At 35.3% G+C, this 14,164-nt stretch carries 20 protein-coding genes; 16 read left to right on the top strand and 4 right to left on the bottom strand.

Features of this window, described 5'->3' with window-relative positions:
* Window positions 1-329: 329 nt before the first annotated feature.
* Window positions 330-824, bottom strand: a complete 495-nt coding sequence (locus HMPREF9010_RS16765; protein WP_008648062.1) for a hypothetical protein — start codon at window positions 822-824, stop codon at window positions 330-332.
* A 65-nt stretch (window positions 825-889) separates the two neighbouring features.
* On the opposite strand from HMPREF9010_RS16765, the gene HMPREF9010_RS16770 reads away from it, so the two are divergent.
* Window positions 890-1,843, top strand: a complete 954-nt coding sequence (locus HMPREF9010_RS16770; RefSeq protein WP_008648061.1) for a hypothetical protein — start codon at window positions 890-892, stop codon at window positions 1,841-1,843.
* Here the strand turns inward: HMPREF9010_RS16770 and HMPREF9010_RS26490 are convergent.
* The 3 genes from HMPREF9010_RS26490 to HMPREF9010_RS16780 all read right to left on the bottom strand — a co-directional run bounded on the left by HMPREF9010_RS26490 (window position 1,831) and on the right by HMPREF9010_RS16780 (window position 2,897).
* The gene (locus HMPREF9010_RS26490; RefSeq protein WP_008648060.1) at window positions 1,831-2,022 is read right to left on the bottom strand and encodes an HNH endonuclease signature motif containing protein; all 192 of its coding nucleotides are present in this window, start codon (window positions 2,020-2,022) and stop codon (window positions 1,831-1,833) included. The two genes, HMPREF9010_RS16770 and HMPREF9010_RS26490, sit on opposite strands and share 13 nt — an antisense overlap.
* Window positions 2,023-2,098: 76 nt before the next feature.
* Window positions 2,099-2,623: a hypothetical protein gene (locus HMPREF9010_RS16775; protein ID WP_225483473.1), complete on the bottom strand. Its 525-nt coding sequence runs from the start codon at window positions 2,621-2,623 to the stop codon at window positions 2,099-2,101.
* Window positions 2,601-2,897, bottom strand: a complete 297-nt coding sequence (locus HMPREF9010_RS16780; RefSeq protein WP_008648058.1) for a hypothetical protein — start codon at window positions 2,895-2,897, stop codon at window positions 2,601-2,603. Before HMPREF9010_RS16780 ends, HMPREF9010_RS16775 begins: the two co-directional genes overlap by 23 nt.
* Window positions 2,898-3,051: 154 nt before the next feature.
* Between HMPREF9010_RS16780 and HMPREF9010_RS16785 the strand changes: the two genes are divergently transcribed.
* Genes HMPREF9010_RS16785 through HMPREF9010_RS16850 form a run of 15 tightly spaced genes read left to right on the top strand, consistent with a single transcriptional unit; the run spans window position 3,052 to window position 14,164 of the window.
* Entirely contained in the window at window positions 3,052-3,441 is a 390-nt protein-coding gene (locus HMPREF9010_RS16785; protein ID WP_004308833.1) for a phage terminase small subunit P27 family, read from the top strand.
* Complete coding sequence (locus HMPREF9010_RS16790; RefSeq protein WP_008648057.1) at window positions 3,441-5,063, top strand: terminase large subunit; 1,623 nt, start codon at window positions 3,441-3,443, stop codon at window positions 5,061-5,063. The genes HMPREF9010_RS16785 and HMPREF9010_RS16790 overlap by 1 nt, the downstream gene beginning before the upstream one ends.
* The gene (locus tag HMPREF9010_RS16795; protein ID WP_008648056.1) at window positions 5,063-6,280 is read left to right on the top strand and encodes a phage portal protein; all 1,218 of its coding nucleotides are present in this window, start codon (window positions 5,063-5,065) and stop codon (window positions 6,278-6,280) included. Before HMPREF9010_RS16790 ends, HMPREF9010_RS16795 begins: the two co-directional genes overlap by 1 nt.
* A complete protein-coding gene (locus tag HMPREF9010_RS16800; protein WP_008648055.1) occupies window positions 6,264-7,739 on the top strand; it encodes a hypothetical protein in 1,476 nt (491 codons plus the stop codon). The genes HMPREF9010_RS16795 and HMPREF9010_RS16800 overlap by 17 nt, the downstream gene beginning before the upstream one ends.
* A 17-nt stretch (window positions 7,740-7,756) precedes the next feature.
* Window positions 7,757-8,308: an HK97 family phage prohead protease gene (locus HMPREF9010_RS16805; protein WP_008648054.1), complete on the top strand. Its 552-nt coding sequence runs from the start codon at window positions 7,757-7,759 to the stop codon at window positions 8,306-8,308.
* Entirely contained in the window at window positions 8,308-9,525 is a 1,218-nt protein-coding gene (locus HMPREF9010_RS16810; RefSeq protein WP_008648053.1) for a phage major capsid protein, read from the top strand. Before HMPREF9010_RS16805 ends, HMPREF9010_RS16810 begins: the two co-directional genes overlap by 1 nt.
* Window position 9,526: 1 nt before the next feature.
* On the top strand, window positions 9,527-9,832 hold the full coding sequence (locus tag HMPREF9010_RS16815) for a head-tail connector protein (RefSeq protein WP_008648052.1): 306 nt from the start codon (window positions 9,527-9,529) through the stop codon (window positions 9,830-9,832).
* On the top strand, window positions 9,829-10,086 hold the full coding sequence (locus HMPREF9010_RS16820) for a hypothetical protein (RefSeq protein WP_008648051.1): 258 nt from the start codon (window positions 9,829-9,831) through the stop codon (window positions 10,084-10,086). Before HMPREF9010_RS16815 ends, HMPREF9010_RS16820 begins: the two co-directional genes overlap by 4 nt.
* A gap of 11 nt (window positions 10,087-10,097) precedes the next feature.
* The gene (locus HMPREF9010_RS16825) at window positions 10,098-10,415 is read left to right on the top strand and encodes a phage head closure protein (protein ID WP_008648050.1); all 318 of its coding nucleotides are present in this window, start codon (window positions 10,098-10,100) and stop codon (window positions 10,413-10,415) included.
* Window positions 10,408-10,857: a hypothetical protein gene (locus HMPREF9010_RS0124275; RefSeq protein ID WP_032852505.1), complete on the top strand. Its 450-nt coding sequence runs from the start codon at window positions 10,408-10,410 to the stop codon at window positions 10,855-10,857. Before HMPREF9010_RS16825 ends, HMPREF9010_RS0124275 begins: the two co-directional genes overlap by 8 nt.
* Window positions 10,854-11,255 carry a DUF3168 domain-containing protein gene (locus HMPREF9010_RS16830; RefSeq protein ID WP_008648049.1) on the top strand — a complete coding sequence of 134 codons (402 nt, stop codon included), beginning with the start codon at window positions 10,854-10,856 and terminating at the stop codon, window positions 11,253-11,255. Before HMPREF9010_RS0124275 ends, HMPREF9010_RS16830 begins: the two co-directional genes overlap by 4 nt.
* Window positions 11,236-11,691 carry a phage tail tube protein gene (locus HMPREF9010_RS16835; RefSeq protein ID WP_008648048.1) on the top strand — a complete coding sequence of 152 codons (456 nt, stop codon included), beginning with the start codon at window positions 11,236-11,238 and terminating at the stop codon, window positions 11,689-11,691. Before HMPREF9010_RS16830 ends, HMPREF9010_RS16835 begins: the two co-directional genes overlap by 20 nt.
* Before the next feature lie 50 nt (window positions 11,692-11,741).
* The gene (locus tag HMPREF9010_RS16840) at window positions 11,742-12,038 is read left to right on the top strand and encodes a hypothetical protein (protein ID WP_032852504.1); all 297 of its coding nucleotides are present in this window, start codon (window positions 11,742-11,744) and stop codon (window positions 12,036-12,038) included.
* Window positions 12,039-12,058: 20 nt separating this feature from the next.
* Window positions 12,059-12,349 carry a hypothetical protein gene (locus HMPREF9010_RS16845; RefSeq protein ID WP_317166876.1) on the top strand — a complete coding sequence of 97 codons (291 nt, stop codon included), beginning with the start codon at window positions 12,059-12,061 and terminating at the stop codon, window positions 12,347-12,349.
* A gap of 6 nt (window positions 12,350-12,355) precedes the next feature.
* Entirely contained in the window at window positions 12,356-14,164 is a 1,809-nt protein-coding gene (locus HMPREF9010_RS16850) for a hypothetical protein (RefSeq protein ID WP_008648043.1), read from the top strand.

Here is a 14,164-nt window from a genome sequence, read left to right as displayed (position 1 = left end):
GATAAAATAATAAGCGTATCACTACGCCTATTATTCGCTGTTTCAATTTACTAATTTAAGAAAATGCAGGGAAGAACTGCATTTTTAACAATGGAATCCCAAAGGGATTATATGAATTATGAAAAATGAATCGAAAAGAAGGAACTAGCTACTATTATTCACTAGTTCCATATTTTAGTCAGAATTTCGCAACAATAGAAGCATTTATGATAGTAGCTGCTTCTTCTAATTTGCTGATACAAAGATAATAAAACTTTTTGACTATAAAAACTGGAAGATACACAAATTTTAAAAAATAGTGTACAGGTGTTTCTAAGCTCTGTATTTGCCTACCAGATGTGCGTGAATGCTGGATGAATGAAGGTAAAGTATGTCTTTTTATCATTTCTTTCCAGTATCTCGTTTTCAAGGGCAAAGTATATGCTGTCGTGCTGTATGCTTACTTCGTGGACTATTCGATTAAGTGAGAGGTCTACAATATTAGTGCCTATTCTGGTATATGATTTAAGCCGTATAAGTGCTCCTAATTGGTTCTTATTGCCATTAATGTTAAGCAGGTCTGAATCTATGGTTATATATAGTCTATCAGGTTCAGTGTAGCTGTATGTGTTATATGTTCCAGTTCTATCTATGTCTAAGTATCTTAGCTCATCAAATTTCTTTAAATGCTTGAATACGGTAGTTTCACCTATACCACAGGTACGTACTACATCTTTAATTGTTGCATCTGGATTATTGGCTATTGTTACTAGTGTACAGAAGTAGGTGAACGCTTCGTTATTAGTAAGATTCTGAATGTATTGGATGTTTAATTTAATTTTCATTGGTAAGGTCTGATGTTTATTGTTTTATTATATTTATATTTGCTCGAAACTTAATCTTTATAATTATGAAAAGTAAGAATAGTTGGAATCTAATTTTTGCATCTAATGCGTTTAAATATGTTGTAGTAATATTGATTATAATTGTATTTTGTGTATTATTTTGTCTGTCTGATATATTGTATGGAGAAGATAATCCAGAAGCTAAAGGGAAAGTACTAGCTACTTGTTTAAGTATAATTGGTGGTGCTTGTGTTATATATGGTCTATATCTTAACAACAAGAAAATAGGTGAACAAACAAGGCAAAATAATATTGCTGAAAAAACTAATATTGATAAACGTTTTGGTGATGCTGTGGGGTATCTAAATAGTGATAATGATGGAATTGCTATAGGTGGTGCATACGCATTGTTTCAAATTGCTAAAGAGGATGAAAGGTATAAGTCTATTGTAGCTAATATCTTTTGTGACTTTATTTCTGCAAATTTTTCTTCTGGAAATAAAATCAGATTAATAGGCGTAGTTAAAGAACTGTTATTTCAGAATTTAGATACTGTATTTCTTGAAACAGAATTGACATTGAGAAATATTTCTTTCGAAAAAAATGATAGATTCCACGGTAAGGTTAATATCGGGTTTAAAGATTGTTCCTTTGAAGGTGTAGTTTTTAATATGTTGGAATTTGCTCGTTTTGAATCTTGTAAAATAAATAAAAGCCATTTAATTGATTGTAATAAAATAGATATAATTCGCTCTGAAATATCTGGAATTAGCATACGAAATCTTTCTATGCCTACTAAAGAAGTGAATTTAGTGGATAATATTTATCTAGGACAGGTTGAGATTTATGCGCAGACAATTATTGGTACTTTATATATTGGTAGTACTGCAACTTCGTTTGACGATGATTTTGTAGATAAGCGTATAGTAGTTTATACTGATTGTGAAAATAGAATTGAAATTAACGACAGATGTAAGAAAATAGTTTCAATAAAAAAAGGAACATTCTACCGTCGTTGAATTTGATTGTGTAATTTGTTATGACACTGTTCACATATAGACATTAAATTACCTGGATTATAAGCCACTTCTTTGCGTTTCATTCCTTCATAATTCATAAAGCTGTCTATATGATGGATGTGAAACGCAGGAGTGATTACACCTTTGGATAAGCATACTTCACATAATGGTGACTGCATTAGTTTGCTAGCTCTAAGTTTGTGCCATCTGTCAGTATTATAAATCTTCTGTCTTTCTATCCTGTTATTTGATGGATTACGCTGTTTCTTCGCTTTCTTTAAATATGGCATTATTGTAGTATTCTGTAGGTATTATATATTCTCCATCTTCCGTAGCTATTTCCAGTGGAAATATCTTTTTCTTCATAGTGTAACTTTGCAGTTGTGCGTATTTTCTGGCTGTATAGAACTGTATCTTTACTAATTTCAGAACGGCGTCTTCCGTTACTTTATCCAGTCCTATTTCCAAACATTTGATTATAGCTTTATGAAGTAAATCTTCTACATTCTGGGACATATAAATAGTGTCTTTATAATAGTTGGTGCACTGCTTTAGTAAATCTGGGTAGTGTTTAGCTATGATAGCCATAATTTGCTTATGTTGTGATGAAAGTGGTTTGGCTATTGCTGGATTGTAGCTGTACTGCTCGTATTGTGGTTTCCAGTTAATCTTCTTATCTAATTCTTCTGTTGATATGTGAAATATCTGTGCTGTTTTATCTATTCCATAGTCATATATATACTGTTCCAATACTTCTTTACTTGGGATTGTCTTTTTCATTTTTAAATCGTAGGTATTCATTCATTGTTTGCCTGTTATATCCATAGAAGTCTTTCAGTATTGCTTCTACCAGTTTTTCCCTATCTAACTTGTTGTCTGTCTCTTTATATTTGTCTATTAAATCCAGATTCCTGTCAAAGAAATCAGCGATTATCAATCTTAATATTTTAGACCTGTCTTTCTTTAATAAATCGCATAGTTCATTCAGTAGCAGTTCTGTATTCAGGTCTATTTTAAACTTAATTTCTATCGGATAATTACACGTTCTTTCCATAGTGTTTGATTTTTAATTCTATACAAATTTACTGAAATAAAATAGGGTGTCAAAATGAATGTATTACATTCTTAATTAATTGTGTTATAGTCTCTTTATGTGTAATTGAGTACCTTTTTAGCTTTACTATTTAGAAAATAAAAAACGTAATACTATGAAGAAATATTCAATTCCCAAAGGTATAGAAAAAGAAGCTGCTGAATACATACAAGGAGTACTTGCAGAGCTTGAAAATAGAGGTGTTTTAGAGAATATAGATAATGCTGCCTTAGATATGCTGGCAAGAAATTACAGTACATTTATCAAGGCATCCAAACAGTTGGAAATAGACGGTTTGACAGTTACCAGTGATAGAGGTAATATAGCACCACATCCATTGGTAAAAGTTGCAAAGGATGCACAAACACAGGCTATGAAAGTTATGTTGGAATTTGGACTGACAGCCAAAGCACGTACCAAATTACCAAAGATGGATAAAACGGATGACGAGGAATCCACACCATTAGAACAGTTCATTGTTACTGGTAAGAAAGAAGTTAGATGATGAAACTTTACTATGAGTATGCAAGTAAGGTTCTTAATAATGAAATAGTAACAGGCGATACAATAAAACTGGCTTGTAAGAGATTCCAGAATGACTTATTGAGGGATGATTTGGAGTTTAGGGAAGATGTAGTAGACAGGGCTATTAGCTTTATTGGCACTTTGAAACATTATACAGGCAAGCACGCTGGCAGTAACTTCATACTGGAAGGCTGGCAACAGTTTATTATAGCTAATATACTGGGATTTTACTGGAAGGGTACAGGAACTAGGAGATTCACCAGTTCATACATAGAAGTATCCAGAAAGCAAGGTAAGACTGCTTTAGCTGCCGCCTTATGTTTGTATTATCTAATTGCTGATGGTGAAGATGGTGCAGAAGTCTTGCTGGCAGCAAACAGTAAGGAACAGGCAAAGATAGCTTTTGATATGTGTTCCAAGTTTAGTAAGGGACTGGATACCAAAGGCAAATATTTGACAGCTTACAGGGCTGATATTCTGTTTAAGGCTACTAATAGTAAATTGAAGGTACTTGCTGCTGATGATAGCAAACTGGATGGATTTAATGCCAGTTTCGGTTTACTGGATGAATACCACGCTGCCAAAACAAGTAAGGTAAGGGATGTAATAAAATCCAGTATGGGTATGCGTGAGAATCCACACCTGTGTACTATTACTACTGCTGGATTCGACAAAACTTTACCTTGTTACCAATTAAGAACTGTAGCTATAGAAGTGCTGAATGAGTTAAAGTCAGATGATGAAATGTTTATTGCCATCTATTCTTTAGATGCTGATGATGATTGGAGAAGTGAAAAGAACTGGATGAAAGTTGCACCTAATTTGAATGTCACTGTTACCAGTAAATACATCAAAGGGCAAGTACAACAAGCTATTAATAATCCTTCTGATGAAGTGGGAGTACGTACCAAGACGCTTAACCAATGGTGTGACAGTGCTACAGTCTGGCTGTCTGATGAAAGTATTATAAAGTGTACACAAGCAGTAGACCTGTCAAAGTTTAGGGGATTACCCTGTTATATTGGAGTGGATTTAGCTGCTACCAGTGATTTAACTGCTGTATCTTATTTAGTCGTTGATAGTGATAAATACTATTTTAAAACTCATTACTACCTTCCTGAATCGGCACTTACAGACAAGACAGACAAGGAACTTTATAAGCTATGGAAAAGAGCTGGTTTACTTACTGTTACTGCTGGTAATGTTACCGATTATGATTACATAACTACTGATATGCTTAAATATTCAGAAGTAGTTAATATACAGGCTGTAGGATATGATAAGTATAATGCTACACAGTGGGCTATTGATTCGACAGAAAAAGGATTGCCACTTGAAGAATACGCACAGACATTAGCCAACTTTAATAAGCCTACCAGAGAGATGGAACGGCTTATATTATCTGGTAAAGCAATAATAGACAATAACGAAATAAACAGGTATTGCTTTAGGAATGTGACTTTGAAGTCAGACCATAACGGCAATATCAAACCTAACAAACAAGTAGACAAGAAGAAGATAGATGGAACTATATCTATGATACAGGCTTTAGGTATGTATTTGCAAGTACCACACTACACAAACCAAATATTTACATTTTAATGAAATTCAATTTCCATCCATTTAAAAAGAAAGAAGCTAGACAAGAAGAACGTAGCTACAACTTTCTTTCAGATTCTCTATTTTATAATTCAGCTACTACATATTCAGAATCAAAAGCTATGTTGCTATCTGCTGTTTACAGATGTGTAGACGTGATAAGTGATTCTGTAGCACAGTTGCCGTTAGAACCGTATTATGTAGATGATGAGGGCTTTAAAACCAAGTTTACCAAGCATCCTACATACTGGCTGTTGAATAGAGAACCGAATGACCAAATGAGCAGATTTACTTTTATCAAGACACTGGTTACCAGTGTGCTTCTTACAGGTAATGGCTATGCTCTTATTAACAGAGATGAAAAAGGTGATGCCAAAGAACTGATATTTCTAAAATCAGATTCTGTATCAGTCACTTTTAAAAACGGTAAGAAGATGTACAACATTACAGGGATGAACCAACTGGTAGAAGCTATCAATATGATTCATATCTTGAATTTTAGCTATGATGGGATTACAGGTATAAGCACCTTGAAGCACGCCAGAAACACGCTGGGACTGACTGCCGATTCAGAAGCGCACGCAGAAGGATTTTTCAAAGGAGGTGCTAATCTGGCTGGCATTATTAAAGTGGAATCCTCATTAACGGCACAACAGAAACAGGACATTAAAACAGCTTGGAGCAGTGCTTTTAATTCTATTACTGGTACTCCTAATGGCGTGGCTGTGATGGAAGGCAATATGACTTTTCAGCCTATTACGGTGAATCCGTCTGATGCACAATTACTGGAAACTAGACAGTTTAATGTGATTGATATTTGCAGATTCTTCGGTGTGTCACCAGTCAAGGCATTTGATTTGTCCAAATCCAGTTATAGTACAGTAGAAGCTACTCAACTAGCTTTCTTGACTGATACGCTTTCACCACTACTGGAAAAGATAGAACTGGAATTTGAACGTAAACTATATAAGCCTTCTGAAAGGAATAATATAGATGTGCGTTTTGATACTTCAGTTCTACTTAGAGCAGATAAGGCAAGTTTGGCTAGCTACTATAATACGCTGTTCCAGATTGGTGTGATTACTCCAAATGAAATTAGGAAGAATCTGGATTTACCAGCTATTGAAAACGGTGACAAATCATTTGTACAGGTGAATGTACAGACACTAGATAATGCAGTTACTAAGCAAATAGAGAAAGACGATGAGGTATATAATTAAAGGCAATGATTTTAGCTTTACTTGGACTATAAAGGATTGCAACGGCTATGTAGATTTATCTGCTGTTACTGATTTGGAAGTGATGTATCAACATTCTACAGTTCCATCCAAGAAATATGTAGCAGATGCCAGAATAGTTGATATAGTCCTTAAAGAGAGGGAAGAAGATTTAGGGGATACTGTTCTTTATGACAGTACTTTAGTGAAAGGTATTGAGTTTGAAGTAACAGCCGAACAACAGCAGGAAATGCTTTTGGGAGACTATAATGTTATCTGTACATTTATAAAGAATGATGATAGTCACTGCTATAAAATGATTAGGGCTTATACCATAGTAGCAGATAAAGATGGTCTTAAATATTGCTGTTCTGAATCAAAGGAAAGACTGATTAAGCTAAGTCAGTTGATAAATGATATGGGATTTATCACCAGAGATGATTTGCCTACCAAAGTAAGCGAGTTGCAAAATGACTGTAATTATGTCAATATAAATAGTGTACCTACTAAACTTAGTCAATTAGTGAATGATAGAAACTTTGCTTCCAAAGATGAAGTTCCCAAATATACAACGGAGCTTTCCAATGATGCACAGTTTACCAATGTTGTAGACTTGGCAAAAAAGGTTGATAAAGAATCTGGCAAAGGATTATCTACTAATGATTATACTAATGAAGATAAAACCAAACTTACTAATTTATCTGATTTTGATTCGACAGGTATTAATAAGGAACTAAAAGAACTGGAAGAAGCACTGGCTGCTAAAGCTGATACTAGTGAAATACCTAATTTCACGTCTGATTTAATAAATGATTCCAAGTTCGTAACAAGTTCCGATTTACTTGCTGAAAATGTAGGATATGACAGTACAACTGTGAAAGACACATTGGATTCATTGCTGTACGAAGCTATTAATATAACTTCATTTACCAGTAACGTAGAACCAGTACAGGAAATAGGAACTAACATTAACAGTATAACACTTACTTGGAAGTTAAGCCAGCCAGCAACGGAACAATTTATTAATGATGTACCTGTGACAGGCAGTTCTTTCACATTTGATACTCCATTCAACAGCAATAAATCATTCACACTAAAGGTAAATGATGGAACTACCATCAAATCTAAAACTATTGATATTAAGTTTATGAATAATATATATTACGGTGTATCATCTTCTACTACTTATGATTCCAACTTTATTGAATCTCTTACAAAAGAACTACGGCAAGCTACAGAAATGAATTTCAGAGTAAATGCAGGCAAGGATGAATATATCTGTTTTGCATATCCTTCTCATTATGGAGAAGCCGTATTTAGTGTAGGCGGATTTGAAGGAGGATTCAGAGAAGTAGCCAAGTTTTATTACACCAATGAATCAGGATATAACGAACAATATACAGTTTACTGCTCTGATAATCCCTGTCTGGGAGATACTAGGGTAAAGGTAATATATGTATAAGGGATTACTACGATACTATGAAAGAAACACGAAATTGTAAAATTGAAAAAAGAAACGAAGATTCCAGAATTGTTGAGGGTTATGCAATAGTATTCAATTCTGAATCTAGAGATTTAGGCGGGTTTACAGAAGTTATAGAACCTACGGCACTGGAAGGAGTGCTACAACAGTCAGATATTTTGTGCCTTTTGAATCATAATGAAGACAGAGGTATTCTGGCACGTTCTAAATATGGTGCAGGCAGCCTGAAACTGGAAGTTGATTCTACAGGGCTTAAATATAGCTTTGAAGCACCCTGCACAAATCTGGGAGATGAATTGCTGGAAGGTTTAAAGAGAGGTGATATTACTACTTCATCTTTTGCTTTTACCATTGATTCCGATACTTGGACAAAGAAGGAAAATGGTTCTTATATCAGGACTATCAATAAGTTCAAAGAACTGTTTGATGTGTCACCTGTCTATAAAGAAGCGTATCCTGATACGAGTGTAGCACTTAGAAAGTTGGAATCATTTGATAAGGAAGATTTGACTGACTATTATAGGGAGCTAAGACACAAACTACAATAATGAACACTTTAGAACTGTTAGACAAAAAAGAACAGTTAAAGCAACGGGCAGAGGAAATAGTTTCCAAAGCAGAAAAGGAAACCAGACGGTTAAATGAAGGTGAACACGCTGAATTTAATTCTATTGCTGATGAACTGAAAGACATAGATAATGAAATAAGAAAGATTGCAAGCGAGACAAAACTAACAAACACAAATAATACATCTATGAAAAAAGAGAAATTTTCACTTTTAAAGGCTATTAATGACGTAGCCAATAGCAGACAACTGGACGAAAGAGCGCAGGAAGTTGTATCTGCTGGTATTGCAGAATTTAGAAAATCAGGACAGAACTATTCTGGACAAATCGTATTACCGATTGAAGAAAGAACCGATGTGCAAGCGACTGTAGAGGGTGCAGGACAGGAAACCGTAGCAGAAGATAAACTGGCTCTGTTAGAACCATTGAGAGCTAATTTAGTAATGGTTAAGGCTGGCGCAAGTTATCTGTCTGGACTGGTAGGTAATGTTTCTATTCCTGCTTATTCTGGAAGTAATGTTAGCTGGGCTGGTGAAGTATCTGCTGCTACAGACGGTGCAGGTGATTTCAGTGAAGTAAACTTAGAACCAAAGAGACTAACCGCTTATGTAGACGTTTCCAAACAATTCCTGATTCAGGATTCTGCCAGTGCAGAAGAGATGCTTAAACGTGACATCGTAAATGCTATATCAGACAAACTGGAAGCTACAATCTTGGGTAGTGCTGCTGGTTCTGCTACTATGCCTGCCGGTATCTTTAATGGCGTTACTCCTGAAACAAAGGATATTACTTATAAGAGATTGGTTGATATGGAAACTGCACTGGAAGAGGCTAATGTAGCAGGAAACAAATGTTTCATTGTATCGCCATCTGCAAAAGGTATTTTGAAAACTACTGCTAAAGATGCTCTTTACAATGTAACTGACGGTGGTGTACATACCTGTGTTGGTTGTGCTGGTTGTCTGATGGAAGAAAATGAAGTGAACGGTTATCCAGTATATTGTACATCCAATGTTACCAGTAAGGGTGTTGTAATGGGACACTTTGAAGATTTTGTTATTGGACAATGGGGTGGGATTGACTTAACAGTAGACCCGTACACACAAGCAGCTAACGGTAAAGTAAGATTGGTTATCAATGCATATTTCGATGCAAAACCAAGAAGAACAGGTTCTTTCCAAAAAGCTATTTTAAAATAATATGTACGTCAAACTGGAAGAAGCTAAGAAGCACCTTCTTTTGGATGATTCTTTCAAGGATGATGATTTATATATACTTGGACTAATTGATGTTGCAGAGGATGCAGTAGCACGTAATTTGAATCTGAAACTGGATGAATTAGCAGTGGATGGGGAATTTACCCCACCTGCTGTTATTCACGCTATTCTGCTGCTGATTGGTAATCTATATGCCAATCGTGAGCCAGTATCTTATTCATCCGTTAATAAAGTGCCATATACATTTGACTATCTAGTTTCACTTTATAAAAACTACAAAGAAGTATGATTGACTATATACATAATAGAGACGGTAGGGCAACGTCTACACAGGTTAGTAGAATGGATGATATAACAGAGGATGTATTCACACCAGAATTTTATTTTCTCATTAAAAATACCAATGATAATGAAGTAACTGTAGAAATTAGACCTGCTGGACAAGAGAAGTTTATAACTACGGTTCTTTATCCTGGCTGGAATCCTGAATTATGTAGTGCAGTAAAAATAAGCGGTGAAACTGGATTACAGTACGGCTATTAATACTATATACTATGAGGGCAGGGTTACTGACAGAGACAATATTACTACAGGAATCAGTACCAGTTAAAAATGAGTTTGGGGCTACTTCTATGGAATGGGTAGACTATCTGCAAACAAGAGCCAACATTAAGTTTAATTCTGGTAACAGGGTTAATCAGAATAATGAAATATTTACTTCTTATACACTTACTTTCACAATCAGGTACTATCATAAGGTAAACGAGCAAATGAGAATTATCTATCAAGATAAGAAGTATAGGATATTGGCTATCAATTCAGACAGGACAAAACAATCCACAGAAATCATAGGAGAGCTTATTAATGAATAACGGTGTAACTGTAGACGCTTCACAGGTACTAAGAATGTTTAGTGAACTTAATAGCAGACAGCAAAAGAATGTGTATAAGAATGCACTACGGAAAGCTGGACGAATTTTGCAAAAGGAAACGAAAACACAACTAAGAAGCGTAGTAGGTAAGACAATAAATCATAAGAATAGATGGGACGGTAAAACTTTAGGCAGTGGAATAAAACTAAAGGTTGATAAGAAAGCTACAGAAGCGAAGGTTCATATAATGGGGGACTTTAGGTTAAAGTTCTTTGAACTTGGAACAACTACCAGACGACTTAGAAAAAACGGAGCTAACAGAGGTAGAATGAACGCTTCTCACTTTTTCAGGACTGCCAAAGATAATAAGGAACGTGCCATCTTTGATAATATAAATCAAATGGTTGAAGAATCAATAACAAGGATTTCCAAAAGAAGATGAGCTTACAAATAGGAAAAGCTATCTATCACTTATTAAGTAAAGATAGCAGGATAAAAGAAAAGGTAGGTTCTAAGATATATCCGTTGATAGTTGAAGAATCCACCACTTTTCCTTTTATCGTTTATAAAAGGACTAATATTAGTCCTAACTACACCAAAGGCAGTTATTCTGTAAATGAATCCGTTACGGTTGATGTGGTTATTGCTTCTAAAGATTACACGGATACCGTTGAACTGGCAGACTATGTAAGGGATGCTTTAGAAGGTAGAAGGGGGAACTTTGCAGGAATAGAAATAAATGATATAAGGATGATTAGCGCAGATGAAGAATACATAGAAGATACATTCATTCAAAATATAACATTCGACATAAACACAAATGGCAAACAAAATACTTAGAGGGAATGACCTGATGATTTTTAAAGATACCACTGGTGCTGGCACTGCTTATAAAGCATTGGCATTTTCAACCAGTTGCCAGCTTTCCTTAACGGGAAACACTTTGGAAACTTCATCAAAAGACGGTGGCAAGTGGACTAGTAAAGCGGTAAGCAAATTAAGCTGGTCACTTACAACTGACAATTTATATAGCGTGGAAGATTTTAATGCTTTAGTAAATAGCTGGATAAGCAGAGAGGAATTAACTGTAGCTTTTGCCGTATGCACCAATGCAGACAGCGATACAGGTCTGCCTGCCGATGGCTGGAAAATAGGCGGTGGCTACACTGGTAAGGTGGTTATCACTAGTATTACCGCTAATGCTCCAGATAATGATAATGCTACTTATTCTGTTACTTTGGAAGGAACAGGTGCTTTATCACCTAAAGTAGCGTAATATATTCACTGGGGAAGCTGTTACAGTTTCCCCTTTTTTATTTATATACTATGGAAATTCAAATTAAAGGTACTGCATATAATATACGATATACTATCAGGGCTATGTTCGTATTTGAACAGATAACAGGCAAGATATTCAGATTGGAGAATCTAACGGATTACTACCTGTTTTATTATAGTCTGTTAGTAGCCAATAATCCAGATTTGCAAATGACATTCGAGGACTTTATTAATGAATGCGATGATGAACCAGCCTTAGTTATCCAGCTACAGGATTTTCTTTCTAAGGAGATGGAAAAGCAGTCTGCATTCATAAGTGATACTGTAGATTCAAAAAAAAAGTAACGATTAGCGAATTGTATGCTTTGATAGTTCTGGAAGCAGGTATAGCACCTGATTATTTTCTGGACAGTATGCAAATGTATGAGGTGAAGGCAGTCTTGGAGAATCTGCAATATAAGAATAAAACAAGCTGGGAACAGGCTAGAATGATAAGTTATATCATAGCCCAAACTAACAGTACCAAGCAGTTATCACCTACTGATATTATGAAGTTTGATTGGGATGAAGCCAAAGAGAAAGATACTTCTATCAGTAAAGACGATATAGCCAGACTACAGGCTAAAGCTAATCAATTTATAAACACACAAAACTAAATATATATGGCTGATTTAGTAACCAGACTATTACTTGATTCATCTGGTTTTAATAATAACATAGTTAAGAGCAGCAGGCAAGTACAGGAGTTTCAACAGATAACAGGCAATATAGTAGGTACTATAGGAAAGTTTGCTGCTGGTATTGGAATTGCGACTACTGCCAGTGACGCTTTTATGAAGATAATAAGAAGCTCACAGGCTACTAATGATGAATGGGACAATACATTAAATTCCTGTAAAGGAACTGTAGATTTATTCTTTCAGTCTATGTCTGCTGGCAGTTTTGAAGCATTTAATAACGGTGTTCTTTCTACAATAAGGAATTTGAAAGAACTTTCTGCTTTGCGTGATTCGTTGACTGATGCTAAGTTATCAATGGGATTCAATACTAAAGTCTTTGAAACGGAGTTTACGAAATATGAATCTATAATCAGGGATACCACTAAAAGCAAGCAGGAACGGGAGAAGGCATTTAAAGACTTGCAAAAGTTGAAAGACGATTTTAAAATAGATGTTACTGATGTCTTGGGAGGTGCAGAAGAAGAACTTATTCAATCATTGAATATTAGAACAGGACGAAAAGACTTTAATATTAATGATATACATAAATATATATCAATCAATAATAATGATTTTTCATCTAGAAATGAGAAAAGGGCATTAACGGAGTATCAAGACCAGTTAAAGGCATACGAAAAGGAAATAAACCAAATACAAGGCAGGATTAATTCTACCAGAGGTGATACTAATGAATGGACAGGTGAAACCAAAAAACAGATGAGGGAAAAACTGTCTTCTATTAAGCAACAAATGGAACTGTTCAAACAACAAAATTCAGAACTTGAAAAGCAGAATTTCTTGAATCAGGATAATGATGCCAATAGAGGTGAAATGATTAAAAACTATGAATATGCTTATGATTTGAAAAAGCGTATGTATGATTTTGATAAACGTACATTGGAATTACAGAATAGTCTTAAACCTGCTGGAGGAAATAATAAGGTAAAAACAGAAGAAGTAATTCCTGCTGGTTCTGTTGCTGAATTGGATAAGCTGATAACGGAAGCCAGAAAGAAGTATGCTGCTGCCATTACAAACGATGCCAGAGTATCTGCACTAAAACTGATACAGGAACTGGAACAGAAAAAAATAGTTCTGAATATTACTGCTAAATATAACAGTAGGGAGCAGGGAGAATTAAAACCTGCTGGTATTCCATCTGTTAAAGGCTTTAATTCAAGGGATATTGGTAAACTAACTTCTCCATTTGTAACAGAAGAAGATGTAAAAGTAAATAATGATTATGCAACTTCATTAGGTGCTATTGCTACTGTTATGGGTTCTATATCCCAAATGACAAATGAAGGTGCTTCTGCTTGGTTAACTTGGAGTGCTAATTTAATGACAGCTATAGGTACTGCTATTCCTGCTATAGAAGCTCTTATTGCTGCAAAGAAAGCGGAGTCTATAGGAAATGCCGTAGCCAGTGCCACGCAAACACCAGTAGTAGGTTGGTTGTTGGCTGGTGCTGCTGTAGCTTCTGTAATAGCAGCTTTTGCCACTATGCCACAATTTGCCAATGGTGGTGTGGTTGATGGCAGTTCCTTCTTTGGTGATAAGATATTGGCTAGGGTGAATAGTGGTGAAATGATTCTGAATAAAAGTCAGCAGTCCAATTTGTTCAACCTGTTAGACGGTGGTTCACCTGTAAAAGGAGGTGCTATGTCTGGAGAAGTTGAATTTAAGATTTCAGATAAAGCACTGGTTGGAGTTTTAAAACAACACAGTAATAGAACAAATAGACTAAGGTAA

This window comes from Bacteroides sp. 3_1_23, assembly GCF_000162555.1.
In the GTDB taxonomy this organism is placed as follows: domain Bacteria; phylum Bacteroidota; class Bacteroidia; order Bacteroidales; family Bacteroidaceae; genus Bacteroides; species Bacteroides ovatus.
This window is presented reverse-complemented; position numbering and strand designations above follow the sequence as displayed.